The organism is Paenibacillus sp. sgz302190, assembly GCF_059820445.1.
Genome location: NZ_JBZYAO010000001.1, coordinates 380,861 through 395,318 on the forward strand (window position 1 = coordinate 380,861; position 14,458 = coordinate 395,318).

The 14,458-nt window shown below is 49.7% G+C and carries 13 protein-coding genes and 1 pseudogene; 11 read left to right on the forward strand and 3 right to left on the reverse strand.

The features are described 5' to 3' along the window. The first annotated feature begins 7 nt into the window (after positions 1–7). The 5 genes from AC6RNO_RS01770 (at position 8) to AC6RNO_RS01790 (ending at position 6,676) form a co-directional block, all read left to right on the forward strand. Entirely contained in the window at positions 8–3,772 is a 3,765-nt protein-coding gene (locus tag AC6RNO_RS01770) for a Tc toxin subunit A-related protein (RefSeq protein WP_497104335.1), read from the forward strand. A 145-nt stretch (positions 3,773–3,917) separates the two neighbouring features. Then, entirely contained in the window at positions 3,918–4,550 is a 633-nt protein-coding gene (locus AC6RNO_RS01775) for an SMI1/KNR4 family protein (RefSeq protein ID WP_497104625.1), read from the forward strand. A 27-nt stretch (positions 4,551–4,577) separates the two neighbouring features. Continuing rightward, positions 4,578–5,627 (forward strand): hypothetical protein, encoded by a 1,050-nt coding sequence (locus AC6RNO_RS01780; RefSeq protein WP_474680939.1) that lies wholly within the window; start codon positions 4,578–4,580, stop codon positions 5,625–5,627. Between the two features lie 11 nt (positions 5,628–5,638). Next, on the forward strand, positions 5,639–6,064 hold the full coding sequence (locus AC6RNO_RS01785; RefSeq protein WP_474680940.1) for a hypothetical protein: 426 nt from the start codon (positions 5,639–5,641) through the stop codon (positions 6,062–6,064). Between the two features lie 96 nt (positions 6,065–6,160). After that, a complete protein-coding gene (locus AC6RNO_RS01790) occupies positions 6,161–6,676 on the forward strand; it encodes a pentapeptide repeat-containing protein (RefSeq protein ID WP_474680941.1) in 516 nt (171 codons plus the stop codon). A 147-nt stretch (positions 6,677–6,823) separates the two neighbouring features. Here AC6RNO_RS01790 and AC6RNO_RS01795 read toward each other — a convergent pair whose 3' ends face one another. Continuing rightward, on the reverse strand, positions 6,824–7,234 hold the full coding sequence (locus tag AC6RNO_RS01795; RefSeq protein WP_474680942.1) for a hypothetical protein: 411 nt from the start codon (positions 7,232–7,234) through the stop codon (positions 6,824–6,826). Positions 7,235–7,433: 199 nt separating this feature from the next. Here AC6RNO_RS01795 and AC6RNO_RS01800 point away from each other — a divergent pair, with 199 nt between their 5' ends. Next, entirely contained in the window at positions 7,434–7,958 is a 525-nt protein-coding gene (locus AC6RNO_RS01800; protein ID WP_474680943.1) for a DUF4303 domain-containing protein, read from the forward strand. Between the two features lie 133 nt (positions 7,959–8,091). Beyond that, positions 8,092–8,253: a hypothetical protein gene (locus AC6RNO_RS01805; protein ID WP_488437130.1), complete on the forward strand. Its 162-nt coding sequence runs from the start codon at positions 8,092–8,094 to the stop codon at positions 8,251–8,253. A 36-nt stretch (positions 8,254–8,289) separates the two neighbouring features. On the opposite strand, the pseudogene AC6RNO_RS01810 reads toward AC6RNO_RS01805, so the two are convergent. Beyond that, positions 8,290–8,427 (reverse strand): annotated as a pseudogene (locus tag AC6RNO_RS01810) (Tn3 family transposase); the annotation flags it as partial. Between the two features lie 493 nt (positions 8,428–8,920). On the opposite strand from AC6RNO_RS01810, the gene AC6RNO_RS01815 reads away from it, so the two are divergent. After that, entirely contained in the window at positions 8,921–9,904 is a 984-nt protein-coding gene (locus AC6RNO_RS01815; RefSeq protein ID WP_497104336.1) for an aldo/keto reductase, read from the forward strand. A 33-nt stretch (positions 9,905–9,937) separates the two neighbouring features. Continuing rightward, on the forward strand, positions 9,938–10,822 hold the full coding sequence (locus AC6RNO_RS01820; RefSeq protein WP_488437128.1) for an SDR family oxidoreductase: 885 nt from the start codon (positions 9,938–9,940) through the stop codon (positions 10,820–10,822). 80 nt (positions 10,823–10,902) lie between these two features. Here the strand turns inward: AC6RNO_RS01820 and AC6RNO_RS01825 are convergent, their stop codons facing one another. Then, entirely contained in the window at positions 10,903–11,124 is a 222-nt protein-coding gene (locus AC6RNO_RS01825; RefSeq protein WP_474680947.1) for a hypothetical protein, read from the reverse strand. Positions 11,125–11,278: 154 nt separating this feature from the next. On the opposite strand from AC6RNO_RS01825, the gene AC6RNO_RS01830 reads away from it, so the two are divergent. Together AC6RNO_RS01830 and AC6RNO_RS01835 are read left to right on the forward strand one after the other, a co-directional pair. After that, positions 11,279–13,633 carry a molybdopterin cofactor-binding domain-containing protein gene (locus AC6RNO_RS01830; RefSeq protein ID WP_497104337.1) on the forward strand — a complete coding sequence of 785 codons (2,355 nt, stop codon included), beginning with the start codon at positions 11,279–11,281 and terminating at the stop codon, positions 13,631–13,633. Next, positions 13,620–14,453: an FAD binding domain-containing protein gene (locus AC6RNO_RS01835; RefSeq protein WP_497104338.1), complete on the forward strand. Its 834-nt coding sequence runs from the start codon at positions 13,620–13,622 to the stop codon at positions 14,451–14,453. Before AC6RNO_RS01830 ends, AC6RNO_RS01835 begins: the two co-directional genes overlap by 14 nt. The last annotated feature ends 5 nt before the right edge of the window (positions 14,454–14,458 follow it).

A 14,458-nucleotide genomic window follows, 5' to 3' on the forward strand; every position in this document is an offset into this window, starting at 1 on the left:
AATGCATATGAATAGTGCCAAAAACAATGTGACGACTCCTTTTCACGGGGTGATGGATTCCATTGCCCGGAGGTATTTGAATGCCGCCGAGGATGTCGTCGTGACCGAAATAGGCGAACGCAACATCATCACCTTGACCCGCACGCTGCGTTACCGCTTCTATTCGCACTTACACCCTTACGTAGGTGAGCTGGTCAAGCGGCTGAACGAGCAATCGGTACCGGGATTGCAGGTTGCCGACACCGAATACAAAGCGAACGACGACGGCACCTTTCAGACGCTGCCGTTCAGCTATCGGATCGCGCTGCCTATCGGACTTGCGCTGACGATACCCAAACCCGCCCGGCCGACCGAATCGGAGGCGATTACACTCCAGGGCAGCGTCGCGGTAACGCTGCCGGACAGCGTCAAAATCAAGCTTGCAGGCGGCAATCAGGCTGTCCTGCCCGGCAGCGTCATTGCCCACGATTCGCAGCATGGCACGCGCGTATTGCAAAATGACGGCACAACCGCCGATCTCGACATCGGTGAGATCGTTTCGTTGTTGGACGCCGCAAAAGTAACCTTGCCCGAAGCGGTCGTTATCATTGGCGAAGACGGCAAGCTGCGCCGGCTTACAGAGCCAAGCGTCGTGGAAGTGCCGATCGGGACCGATGTACAGCTGCTGGGAGGCAAGCCGCGTCCTGTTTTGTACCGGGATATATTTACCGAAACGCAATATACTCCGACCGAAGCGGTTCAACAGCCGTATCCGGTGCGCGATCTTGATTTCACGTCCGGCGGAGCCTATTCCATCTATAATTGGGAATTGTTTTATCATGTGCCGATGGCAGTAGCCGTTCATTTAAGCAAAAACCAGCGCTACGAGGACGCCCAGCGTTGGTTCCATTTCATTTTCGATCCGACGGACAGCAGCGACGGGGCGGTTCCCGAGCGATACTGGAAGGTGAAGCCGTTTCAATACACCGAAGTCAAGCAAATCGAAGACATCCTCATGAATTTGTCCTCGGGGGCCGATTCGCTTTTGAAACAAGATACGATCAACAGTATCGGCGCATGGAAGGATTCGCCGTTTCGCCCTCACCTCGTCGCGCGCTACCGCCAGACGGCGTATATGTACAAGGCCGTCATGGCTTATTTGGACAATCTCATCTCATGGGGGGACGATCTGTTCCGCCAGGATTCCGGCGAGTCGATTAACGAGGCGACGCAAATTTATGTGCTTGCTGCGCTGATTTTGGGCGAGCGTCCGCAAGCCGTGCCCAAAAAAGCTTCTTTGGCGCCGCTCACCTATGCTCGCGTGCGCGACAAATGGGATGAGCTCGGCAACACGCTGGTAAAAATGGAAAGCGAGATCCTGTTTGACCTGGCGCCGTTTCCCCAGGCGGGCGGTTCAAGCGACCAATTCGCGGCGTTAAGCAGCATCGGCACATCTCTCTATTTTTGCGTGCCGCATAACGACAAGTTGATGGGCTACTGGGATACGGTAGCGGACCGATTGTTCAAAATCCGCAACAGCTTGAACCTGCAAGGCATTTTCCGCCAGCTGCCGCTGTTCGAGCCGCCTATCGACCCGGCCTTGCTGGCGCGCGCGGCCGCCTCGGGCCTTGATGCGGGAGGCGTAGTCGCAGGGGTCAACCAGCCGCTGCCATTAGTGCGCTTTCAACTGCTCGTGCAAAAGGCAGCCGAGGTTTGCCAAGAGGTCAAATCGCTGGGCGGCAGCCTGCTGTCGGCGATGGAGAAAGAGGACAACGAGGCGCTGTCGATTTTGCGCGCCAAACACGAGAAAGAAATGATGGGTCTGATCCATCAAGTGAAGTACGCGCAATGGCAAGAGGCAATCAAAAGCCGCGAAGGGCTGGAAACTTCACTTGCCAATGCCGCCAATCGATTTATTTACTATGAGCGGATGCTCGGCAAACAGGAGAGCGAAATCGAAATTCCGGGTCTTGATCCGCTGGACACGAGCCTTTTGGACAAATTAAAGTTCAAAAGCGTCGAACCGGAATTGCAGCACCGCGCCGCAGACATCGACATTGCCCAAGACCTGGGCGATTCCGGCGGCAAAATCGTGAACAAATACGAGGCGGAAGAATTGGACAAATCGGATCAGGCGCGCGGCATCCAGGATGCGATCAAGCTTTTGAACCTTTCGGCACAAGGGCTGTCATTAATTCCCGATTTCAAAATTAATCTCCATTACTGGGGGCTTGGAGGATCTACCAACATCTCCGGCGGTTCCAAACTGTCGCAAGTGAGCCGGTTTGCGGCAAACGTCGCGCTCGCAATTTCCGACCGTTTGAGTTATGAAGCGGGGCGCGCCGCCAAAATAGGCGCTTACACCCGCCGGGAGCAGGACTGGGGGCAGCAGAGCAATGCCGCCGCCGGCGAAATCAACCAAATTTTCAAACAACTGCGCGCCGCGCAAATTCGCGAGAACATCGCCCAGCGCGAGTGGCTCAATCACCAGAAGCAAATGGAGCATTCGCAGGAAATCGAAAACTTTCTCACCAACGAAAAGCACGGCAAAAAAACAAACCAAGCCTTTTATACGTGGCTGAAGCGCGAAGTTCGCGGCATGTATGCGCAAGTATTCCAATTCGCCTTCGATATCGCGAAGAAAGCCGAACGGGCGCTGCAGCACGAGCTGGGAAAGCCGGATTTGACGTTTTTGCAATTCGGCTACATGTCCGGCAAAGAAGGATTGTTGGCCGGTGAAAAGCTCTATCTCGATTTGAAGCGGATGGAGATGGCCTATCACGAGCAGAACCAGCGCGAATACGAGCTTACGAAGCACGTTAGCCTTGTGCAATTGGACCCGATGGCGCTGCTGCAGCTTCGGACTGCAGGGACATGTACGGTATCGCTGCCTGAAGAGCTTTTTGATATGGATGGGCCTGGGCATTTTTTCCGCCGCATCAAAAACGTGGCCATCAGCATTCCTTGCGTGGCCGGTCCTTACACTTCGGTGAATTGCACCCTGAAGCTGAACAAAAGCTCGATTCGCAAAGACGCGGGCATGGGGGACAGCTATGCGCGCAATCGGGAAGGCGAGGACAACCGGTTCAGCGATTACTACGGGAGCATGCAGGCGATCGTTACGAGCACGGCCCAGAACGACAGCGGACTGTTCGAAACTAATCTTCGCGACGAGCGGTATTTGCCGTTCGAGAACTCCGGTGTCATCAGCGAATGGCAGTTGGAGCTGCCGAGCGATCATCGCCAGTTCGATTACAACTCGATTAGCGACGTCATCCTGCATATCCGCTACACGGCGCGCGAAGGCGGCGCCCGGTTACGCGATGATGCCGTCAAAAACTTGAAATCTTTGATTAAGGAAGCGCTCGCCCCGGGCTCCGTGCGTCTGTTCTCCGTACGCCACGAGTTCCCGACGGAATGGGCGAAATTCCAGCGCCAAAGCCAAAGTCAGAGTCCGGAGGGGGGCAATCCGCTTTACAATCTTTCGCTCGATTTTCGCGCGGAGCACTTTCCGTTTTGGAGCCGGGGGAAAGTAACCATGCAGCGATTCGATTTGATTGTCCGCACCCCGCATTCGTCTCCCGCCAGCTTGGAAGTCTACGAAACGGCCGATCGAACGAAGAAATCGACGCTTGTGCAGGACAAGCGAATGGGCAATTTGCTCATCGGCAAGTTCAGCGGCGGCGTGCATGAGATTGCCGTGCCGGAAAGTGCGGAAAGCAAGCTGGACCTGTTTTTTGAAAGCAAAGAGTTGGCGGATGTGTGGATCGCGGTGACATGGAGCAGCGAATAGCTGCAAAGTGAAAGGAAAAGTCCAATGGAAGGTTATTCACCTTTCGGTGGACTTTTTTTATAGCCGAGCAATCATTTTTGCAAAAGAGAGTTGCATGGTAGAATGATGTCATAAGACGCTTCTAAAGGAGTGTGCGCTAGTGCTCATGATGTCTGTTCAATCCATTTTGCAAAAAATAAATGAAATTAGGAAGAAAAAAATAACGCTTCCTCCTCAGCAGGAAACAATATCCTTTAATCCCACGCTCAACGCTGATGAAATCTCTTTATTTGAGAAAAAATTGAATATTAAAATTCCCGATGACTTCAAGTGTTTTTTGTCCGAAATAGGGAATGGAGGGTTTGGTCCCGGCCGTGGAATCGTTCCGCTTAGCGCGGAAACGATCATAGACCCGCGGATACCCGCAGGAAATCATGATACCATTCATACTGGAAAAGATTTCGCGTATGTATCGGCTTGGAACTATGAGCCGCTAAGACGCGCAATGGAGGAGGGTTCCCCAAATAAAGACGATTTGATGGAATATTACTTTTCGGTCGACCGGATAGCCGGTGCTATCCGTGTATGCGATTGGGGCGGCGGTGGCCTGGGCCTACTTGTTGTAAAAGGTAGCGAATATGGAAAAGTGTGGAGCGACTACCGGGGAGATTTTGGCGGAGTATTCCCTGAAACACTCTCAGGCGAAGATCTTGGCCATATGTCCTTTTTGCAGTGGTACGAGGCATGGCTCGACGAAATCGTTTGGGAGGTACCGCTGGAAGAGCGCCGATTCTGGTAGGTCATACATATAAACAGGAGTGTAGCGATGATTCCAAACACAGAAAAGCTTATTCAACTGTTGAGATCCGGTCAAAAGATAGATGCAGGCGTTCTTGCATCCTATTGCCGCATAACCTCTAAGTATGGAGCCCGGGAGGATGCAGCGGCTTTATTTCAAATGTTCGCAGAGCAGCCTTCCGATTACAGGTACACGCTGCTGCTTGACCCTGTTATGAGATGCGGAGACTTGGCCATGGCGGAGGAGATCGATCGTTTTTGCTTTGAGCAGGGGCGGCTTAAGGAAGGAATGCCCAGCGAGGTTCTTCATGTGATGGGGTATTTGGGGTATGAGAAATATATCGATTATATGGTGGATTGCATCGGTGTTAACGAATGGCATCTTTGTACAGATGCTTGTCTCGGGCTGCTGCACCTTCCTTGTGAATCGCATCGGGAACGGTTGGAGAGCGAGTTGGAAAAGGTATACGGGCAGCCGCTTTTCCCTGAACTTTTACCCGCTCTGAGCTTTAAATTCGCTAATGAACAAATCGTTCCCAGGCTGCTTGCGTGGGGAGAACAGGCATCAACGGATTGCAATGCGGGGCTGATCCTTGGCATCTCCATGTTTGGCAGTACGCAGAAAAAGCAAATTAAATCTATATTAATGGAGCCGTTTTGGGAAATGTACGGCAATGGAACGGGGAGCCATTGGTGGGGCTACATGTCCATGCAAATGGTCGAGCTAACGTTCAGTGAACTCATCTCGGATCTCAAAGCCCACACCCCTGATAAACGAACGATGGAACACTGGCTTCATGTTTTGCACGATCTGTTGGAATTCAAATTGGCTGATGTTCCGCACCCTGTAAGGTTTTCTCCGCTCAATCAAGAGTCTGTAATCGACCTCTACCAGGAGTTGTTTCAGTGGGGTAATGAGCATGAGGATGACACGTTGACAGGCAGAATCAGCACTTTCTTTGGATACGATCATCCGATGATGGAAAAGTATGTGCAATTAAGAACGAGAATGGAAATGGGCATAAAGCAAGAATTAGAATTGCAGGTCTGGGCAAGCGGCGGCAAAAATCATATCTGAGGTGATAAGCCATGGATTTGCATAAATTTAGTCATGCGAAAGAGTTGATGCGCGTCGCGGAGCTGATGTCCATAAAAGCGGCCTTGCTTCCGAAGGAGCAGGGCTGCGAATATATTTTCGCGGTACTCGAAAAATATAAGCCTTGGAAGACGGAAGGGCACCTTTCCATCGGTGAAAGTGCAAATAAAGTGTCCGCAGACGCGAACGAATTTTCCTTTTCCTTATTCATGAAAAGCGCCCCTGCATTCCTATTTTTCGAGCAAAACTTTATAAATAAGTGCGATGTTGTGATAGTTGATGACGCAAAAAATATTTCCCTATTGATGGAAAATAGTCATGGTATGGAGTATTTCATTTCTGACGAGAGTCTTACCTTCCTAATTTCCGTTAATTGGTATACGATAGAATATACTGGAGATATTGATTTATCAACATAAATGGTGCAAGACAAAGGAGAAAAGATGAATATTCAAGTGCTTTCCAGCCAAACGATTGAGCTTAAGCGGGATCAGGTAACTATTTTGGGCCCGAACATGGAGCTGCATGATTGCGCCGTAATTTCGGAGGCTGATACGCGAGGGATGACTTTTGCCGGAGTGAGGATGTATGGAGGAGTTTTCGATCAAAAGAAAGCCTTGAAGGACTTTCATTTTCAGGGCGTACATTTCTTGCGCGTCAAGTTCTTGGGCAATTATTCCGGCTGTGATTTTGGCGATTGGGAAGATATGGACAGATCATCCGTGTCAGAGTGCGATTTTTCATCCGCCCGCATGCACGAATGCCGAATGTTGAACTGTGACATGAGCGGGATTCTTATTCCCAAATGGCCATGCTTTTGCCTGTTGAATCCGGCGGAAGCGCGGGATTTTGTAATCTCGCAACAATGGCCGAACAAGATCGGCTTGATTTTGGATATTTATACGGATCAGGATCGGGAATGTGTCGCTGTAATTGGCGATGCCAGTGTGTTGGCTAAGAAGAGCGGTTTGCCTTTGAGCGAAATACGCGCGCTTTTGCAGAGAATTCCTGGGTTTACTATTGTTGACTAAATAGGTGGTGATTTCTGTCTTGATTTACAAAAAAAGAACCCTACTCCTCATTTAATCTTTGTATCGATAACTCGATCTCCAAAGATAAATGGTTCGCGGGGTTCTTTCTGTTTAACAGCGTCAAGAGGTGAGGGTCTCTCGATCCTGTTATGCTTTACTAGTTGCCGTAGTAAGCAGTAATGTAAAACGTATGATCTGAGCTAGCACATAATTCTGACCGTACACTTGTACAACCAGTTTGTAGCTTGTATTAGCATCTAATAATGCGTACCCTTGTACACCTTGAATGACAGAGCCGGATGCTGTGGAACCGTTTGTTTTGTAAACAGAAACTTTATAAATCTGGTCAGAAGGTCCATCTATTTTGTAATAAAAATGCTTTTTGGATCCAGTAGGCGTTGTAAATGTATAGTTTTGCGAATCACTTACGGAACCAAGTGTTCCAGTTACATTATTAGCAGGAATTGCAATAGAGGTAGTAGCTGCAAATGCGCTTACCGAAATCGAGAAAAATAATACCAACGCGCTCATAAATGCGAATACATTTTTAAATTTCATAAAATGTCCTCCTTGAGATTGGATTGGGTGAAAACATAAGAAACAACGTTTTACGCAACTGTACTGGTTGCAACCCTCACATCTATGGAAAAAAATGCAACAAACTAAATTCGGTTTTTCAGGGGGAAGGACTTCGCTTGAAGTTTGGAGAATCGGTAAAGTGTACTATGCAAACTAAACAAGAACAAAGGAGAGAAACATGGATTTTCAAGTGCTGCAATCAAAAATCGAGGCGGCCGCCAAGGAGGCGTTCGAACGGGTCAGAAACAAATATCCAGGACAGCGTTTTTGCGGTTACGCCTTGTATTCCGACTCAGACGCAATCACCGTTTGTCCGGCGGTAAACTCAACCGATCACTTGAACAAAATGATTGCCGGCGACCCTGATGATGCCGTTTACTATCGCTGGAGTCCGGGGGAATGGGATCATGAATTTGAAGGAGCCGAATGTTTTTCGGAAATATCCAATCTATTGTATAACGAAGTGAAGGGCATGAAATCGGCGGAACGCCACGAGCAATTTAAAGAGAAAGTATACGAGTGCTGTGTGGCAGCGCTTGATTCGCTGAATAAGGAAGGTTTTTTCCTTGATATGAACGAATCGGGGGTATTGGTATTTGCCGTATCGGACACCACACATGCACTGGAACCCGAATGGATTGCCCGATTGAGCAGAGCTGAACTTGCTCTGGAATTCCGGAATTGGTACACCCAAATTGGATGATGCAATCGGTAACTATTTGACGCTGAACAAGAAAAATATGTTGATCACTTCTTGCCTGTTCACTGTAACGGAGACAAATACTAATCTTCGCCGATCAGCTTTTTCTTACTGAACAAACGGGAGAATACGTAAAATGGAAATCGTGATGTTGCGTGACGTAATCGATGATGACCTGTCGATTTTTTTTGAACAGCAGATGGATAAGACCGCCAATTTCATGGCCGCCTTTACTGCTAAGGACCTGTCGGATAACGACAGTTCCTGCTGGGCATCGGTAGTTGCAAGTTTTGAATAGACTTCCAACGACTGTCGAGTTCTTCTCAACGTGTCAAAAAATCATAACGCCGCGGCCGCGGTACCGGATATGCCATTCCGTCATAAGATTTTGATCCCATGCGCCGAATTTTTTAGAATCCGATGCACAGGATGTCGTGGCATTGCCCCAAATCTCTTGCATCCGAACGCGAAAATCGCATTCACCACTTCGGATATCGGCAAATAATGATGACCGGTATCCGAATCAATGTCATCATCTTCTCCTGTGTCATATCTTTAAGGTGACACGATGAGGTAACATCGTCAACAGCACAACGACACATCTGAAACTTCTCATTGACAAAACTAAAAACTGAATATATAGTGTAGACATCTACACGAATCCAAGGGGAAACCTATGCAAAGTGTGTTCGACATGAACGGTCTGGGGAAATCCGGATTTATCACGCGCAATAGTAACCCTGCCGACGGGCGTGAGGAGTGGTGCCTTATCGAAATCTGAAGAATTGGTCACCCAAGGTATGTCAGATGACGAAAAAGCCATGTTTGTTTCTCTGTTGACCCATGCTTTTGAAAACGTTGAAAAGCAGCTGTCAAAGCTATGAATTTGCTATGTATTCGTTTATTTTTTTAAATTATTGTGTAGATGGCTACTTATTTTACAAAATATAATTTAGGAGGTTATCATGATGAATTATCAAAAAAACGGACTGGATCTATCCAGAATCGGACTCGGTTGCGGTCACATGTCAAATGCCGATGAAGCCGTTAAAGGCACCGGCATTGCCGCCATTCATACCGCAATGGAGAGTGGAATCAATCATCTTAATACGGGGGATTTCTATGGTGCAGGCCGAAGCGAGATGGTCATTGGCGAAGCGTTGAAGGGGTATAAAAGGGATCAATATTTTATCTCGCTGAAGTTTGGGGTATTGAATGCGCCTGACGGTTCCCTGTACGGACTGGATGTCTCCCCCCATCATGTTAAGAACTATCTTACCTATTCGCTCAAACGACTCCATCTTGACTATATCGATCTCTATCAGCCTGCAAGGATCGATCTGGGTATCCCTGTTGAAGAAACGATCGGTGCCATTTCCGAACTGGTTCAGGCCGGCTATGTCAAGCATATCGGGGTCAGCCAGATCGATGCAGAGACATTGAGAAGAGCGCATGCAACGCATCCGATCAGCTTGGTGGAAGTCGAATACTCGCTTTTTAACCGAAGAATAGAAAAAGATATTTTGCCAATAGCAAGGGAATTGGGGGTCGGTGTTGTCGCTTTTGGGGCGGTGGCTCATGGGCTCCTTGCCGGCAATTGGACAGAGGAGCGAATCCAAAAGAGCAAAGGCGGCTACGTCCCGTTATTTTTTGAAGAAAATATAGAAAAAAATGTTGCTCTGACCAAGAATCTGGGTGAGATCGCCGCAAATAAACAAATGACGGTATCCCAACTGGCGCTTGCATGGATATTATCCAAGGGTGAAGACATCATACCGCTCATTGGAACCGTATCACCGGCTCATATTCAAGAGGCTTTGCAGTCGCTTGATATTCGTCTGACTGAAGACGATATTAAGAAAATTGAAGAAGCGATACCCGAAAATGAGATAGCCGGCGCTTCTTTCCCTAATATGCAATTTAGAAACGGTAAGACTGTTCGTGGATAAACACTATATACAAAATGAAAGGATGTTGTTGTCATGATTATCGTTACCGGAGCCAACGGGAAATTGGGTCGGGCTGTGGTAGAGCAGTTACTTAAGCGTGTACCTGCCGAGCAGATCGGTGTCAGCGTCCGCGATCCGAATCAGGCACAAGAGCTTCAGGAACGTGGAGTTCGTGTCCGTCGGGGCGATTTCGACGATGCCGAAAGTCTGCACCACGCCTTTGAGGGGGCGTCGCAGGTTTTCATCGTTTCGTCCGGCATCCTGGGTGAGGCTGATATCCCGCATGGTATCCGGCAGCATCAAACAGCGATTGACACGGCAAAGAAAGCAAGGGCTAGTCGGGTGCTGTACACAAGTCACATGGGTTCTTCCCCGACATCACACTTCGCTCCTATGATTCACCATGCAGCTACCGAAAAACTGCTGAAAGCTTCAGGTATTGCCTTCACGTCGCTCCGCAATGGCTACTACGCCGCATCGGCGCTAATGTTGATCAGCGGAGCAATAAAAACTGGGGAATTGATCGCTCCTGAGGACGGTCCGGTTGCCTGGACAACCCACTCCGACTTGGCCGAAGCTACGGCGGCGATCATAAGCGAGCAGAAATTAGATGGCATGACTCCCAATCTTACGGCATCCGAAGCAATTGACATGGAAGGGATTGCGGCAATTGTTTCCGAGGTCTTGGGGCGGACCATCCGTCGAATCGTTGTGTCGGACGAAGAGTTTCGGGACCGCATGATGTCTCAAGGTGTGCCGGAAGCGAGTGTAAATATGCGGATGGGGATGTTTCTAGCGAGCCGTCAGGGCGATTTCGCGCAAGTCGATCCTGCTCTAGCTAATTTGATCGGTCGACCCCCAATGAGTTTTAAAGAGGTCCTGAAAAAGTCGATTTCTCATCAACAAGGCTGGATGTGAGCTGGTACCACCCCGTTTATAAAGCAAAGCAGGGTACAGGGGTTTCCCCGGTACCCTTTTTGTTTTAATGCAGATGCCGTTTATTCTGAATCCTTATCGTCATTATCTCCTGCGCCTTCACCGGCTTTGTTGCCCAATGCCGCCCCTGCGATGCCGCCTGCAACAGTGCCGACAGGTCCCAAAAGAGAACCCACGACGGCGCCAGCGACACCGCCGCTCACGGTTCCTACAGCTTCTCCGGCGTCAACGCCGGCCACATCGTTCGTGCTGCGCTCAGCATCGCGATCGTTTTTTTCAGCCATTCTGTCTCACTCCTCGTTAATGTGATGGGACATGCTTCTTTTTGCCAGCGTAGTCCCGAAACATATCTTGCCCTAACCGATTGGAAAAAATTCCGAAAAATATACAAAGCCAGCAACGATAATACGGACAACAAATCCTGTATATATATGAGATATGGAGAACTTGGAAAAGGAGGGGGCTGAGATCGTTCAATCGGTTGGGAAAAGCATTCCCAGAAAGGAAACTTGGGAGAAAGTTACAGGAACAACGAGATATGTGAACGATAATCCGAGACCGGGACTTTTACATGCCAAAATAGCGATCAGCGCCCATGCTCACGCGAAAATAAAATCGATTGATTCGTCCGAAGCCATGAAAATCCCGGGTGTAAAAGCGGTTATCACGGGAAACGATTACCCGATTTTGACCGGATCGCCACTGGCCGACCGGCCGCCGATCGCGATTGACAAAGTGAGGTATTACGGTGAACCCGTCGCCCTTGTTGTCGCGGAACAAGAATATATGGCAGAGATGGCGGCACTCAAAATCAAAGTGGATTATGAGCTTTTACCGGCCGTACTTTCTCCAACCGAAGCTTATAAGAAAGATGCTCCGCTCATACATGAGCACCTTGCCGCGTACAAGCGGCGCGAAGAGGTTTACCCGGAACCGGGAACCAACATTGCGAACCGAACCAAAATACGCAAGGGGAATATGGAAGCAGGATGGCAAAAAAGCGATCATATTATTGAAGTCCGGGTCAGTTTACCGCAATCGGATCACGCTGCATTGGAAATGCGGTGCAGTACGGCAGAGATTTTCCCCGACGGAAAAGTGATCATTCATTCCGCTTCGCAATCGCCCTATATTATCCAAAGAGCAATCAGCCAGTCGTTTCAAATTCCGCTTCACAAAGTCGTCGTCCACACGCCTCTGGTCGGAGGCAGTTTTGGGGGCAAAGCGGCGATTCAGATGGAATTTCTTGCTTTTTTGGCATCCCGTGCAGTCGGTGGAAAAGCTGTTAAATTGGTTAACTCCAGAGAGCAGGACATGATCTCTTCTCCGGTCCATATCGGATTGGATGCCATCATCAAACTTGGCTGTACCCGTGAGGGAAAATTAATGGCCGCGGAAATTTTGCATCTGTATGACGGCGGCGCTTATTCGGATCGAGGTGCGGTCATGAGCAGGGCGGGAGCTGCCGACAGCACCGGGCCTTATCGCATCGATAACGTATATTGCGATTCCTTATGCATGTACACCAATCGCCCCTATTCCACCTCGTTCCGCGGATTCGGCCATCCGGAAATGACGTTCGCCATGGAACGCGCGATGGATGTATTGGCGGGTCGTTTGGGAATGGATCCTTTGGAATTCCGGTTTTATAATGCGATAGGACCGGGGGATACATCCCCGACACAAACCTTGCTGAATAGAAGCAATGTCGGCAATTTGCCCATGTGCATTGCAAAACTGAAATCATTAATCCGCTGGGACGACCGGTCCCTGCCCGAAACCGACGGCCATCTCATCAAGGCGAAGGGGGTATGTTGTTTCTGGAAAAATTCGAGTACCCCGACGGACGCCGGTGCGGGAGCTATTGTTGTGTTTAATCCCGACGGAAGCGTTAATTTGCTGTGCGGTGCAGTAGAGATCGGGCAGGGCACGAGGACGGCGCTTACGCAATTGTTGGCCGAACGGCTGCGTATGGATGACCGGATGATCCATATTTCGACGGATGTAAATACCGAATCCGATCCTCACCATTGGAAAACGGTGGCAAGCCGCAGCACTTTTCTAGTCGGCAATGCAGCTCTGAAGGCGGCCGACGACGCGATCGCCGGGTTAAAAAACATTGCCTCGGTCGTACTGCAATGCTTGCCGACAGACCTGGATGTCGGAGGAGGTAAAGTTTACCGCAAAGATCGCCCCCAAATCGGGATCGAAATCGAAAAAATCGCGAACGGATACAAATTCCCAAACGGGAATACGATCGGCGGTCAAGTCATCGGCCGCGGGAGCTATGCGATGCGAAATTTGACCATGTTGGACCCGGAGACGGGCAAAGGAAATCCAGGCCCGGAGTGGACGGTAGGCGCCCAAGCGGTAGAAGTGGAATGGAATACAAGAGATTACACGTACAAAATCGTTAAGGCGGCGACGGTCATCGATGCCGGCAGGGTGATCAATCCGGAATTAGCCCGCGGCCAAATTACGGGCGCTATGAGTATTGGCTTAAGCCTTGCCAGCCGGGAGGCTTTTCTATTCAATGATCAAGGGGCCATCCTCAATCCGCAATTTCGAACCTACAAATTGATACGTTATGGCGAGCAGCCGGCGTACTTCGTTGAATTCGTCGAGACGCCTCATTTGGAAGCGCCTTACGGATTGCGGGGGATTGGAGAGCATGGGTTGATCGGCATGCCCGCAGCATTAGCGAATAGCCTGGCCGCCGCCGCCGGAGTAGAGCTTAATCATTTGCCTCTGACGCCCGAGACGATCTGGAGGACAATCCATGATTCCGTTTGATTTCGAATACTACAGACCTTCCTCCATGCAGAAGGCAGTTGAGCGGTTTCAGCTGCTGCACAAACAAGGGAAGAAGCCGCTATATTACGCCGGAGGGACGGAAATTATCACATGGTCTCGAACTGACTCCATTCATCCGGGAGCTGTGATCGATTTGAAATCCATTCCGGAGTGCAGCGTTATGGAAATGCATAAGGATAAGCTAGTAATCGGAGCTTGCGTCACGTTATCGGCTTTGTCCGCGGCGAATCCGTTCCCGCTGCTCAGTCAAACGGCGCAAGGAATCGCCGACCAAACAGCCCGGAATCAAATCACGCTCGGGGGAAACATTTGCGGCAACATTCATTATCGGGAGTCCGTGCTCCCGCTTCTGTTGGCAAACAGCCGCATGATCATAGCAGGAATACAAGGAATAAGAGAGGTTCCGATTCACCACGTTTTTTTAGGGAAGTTGAGATTGCAGCAAGGAGAGTTTCTTGTACAAACTTTAACAGACCGAGACTATGTGTCGCTGCCGTTCGTTCATTTCAAAAAAAGGCAGATCGGCAATGTCGGCTATCCTCTCGTAACCGCGGCTGCTCTTAAGAAAAACAGGCAGATTCGGATCGCATTCAGCGGCGTTTGCGCATTCCCGTTTCGCTCCGTCGAAATCGAGCGGTCGTTGAACGACTCCTCGATGCCGCCGGCAGCCAGAATTGAACAGGCGATCGGCGAACTTCCCGCTCCATTGCTGGATAATGCGGAAGGATCCGCTCCTTACCGGAAATTTGTGCTTCGGCAAACGATAGCCGACGCGGTACATTTATTGGAAAGAAGGTGAAGCAT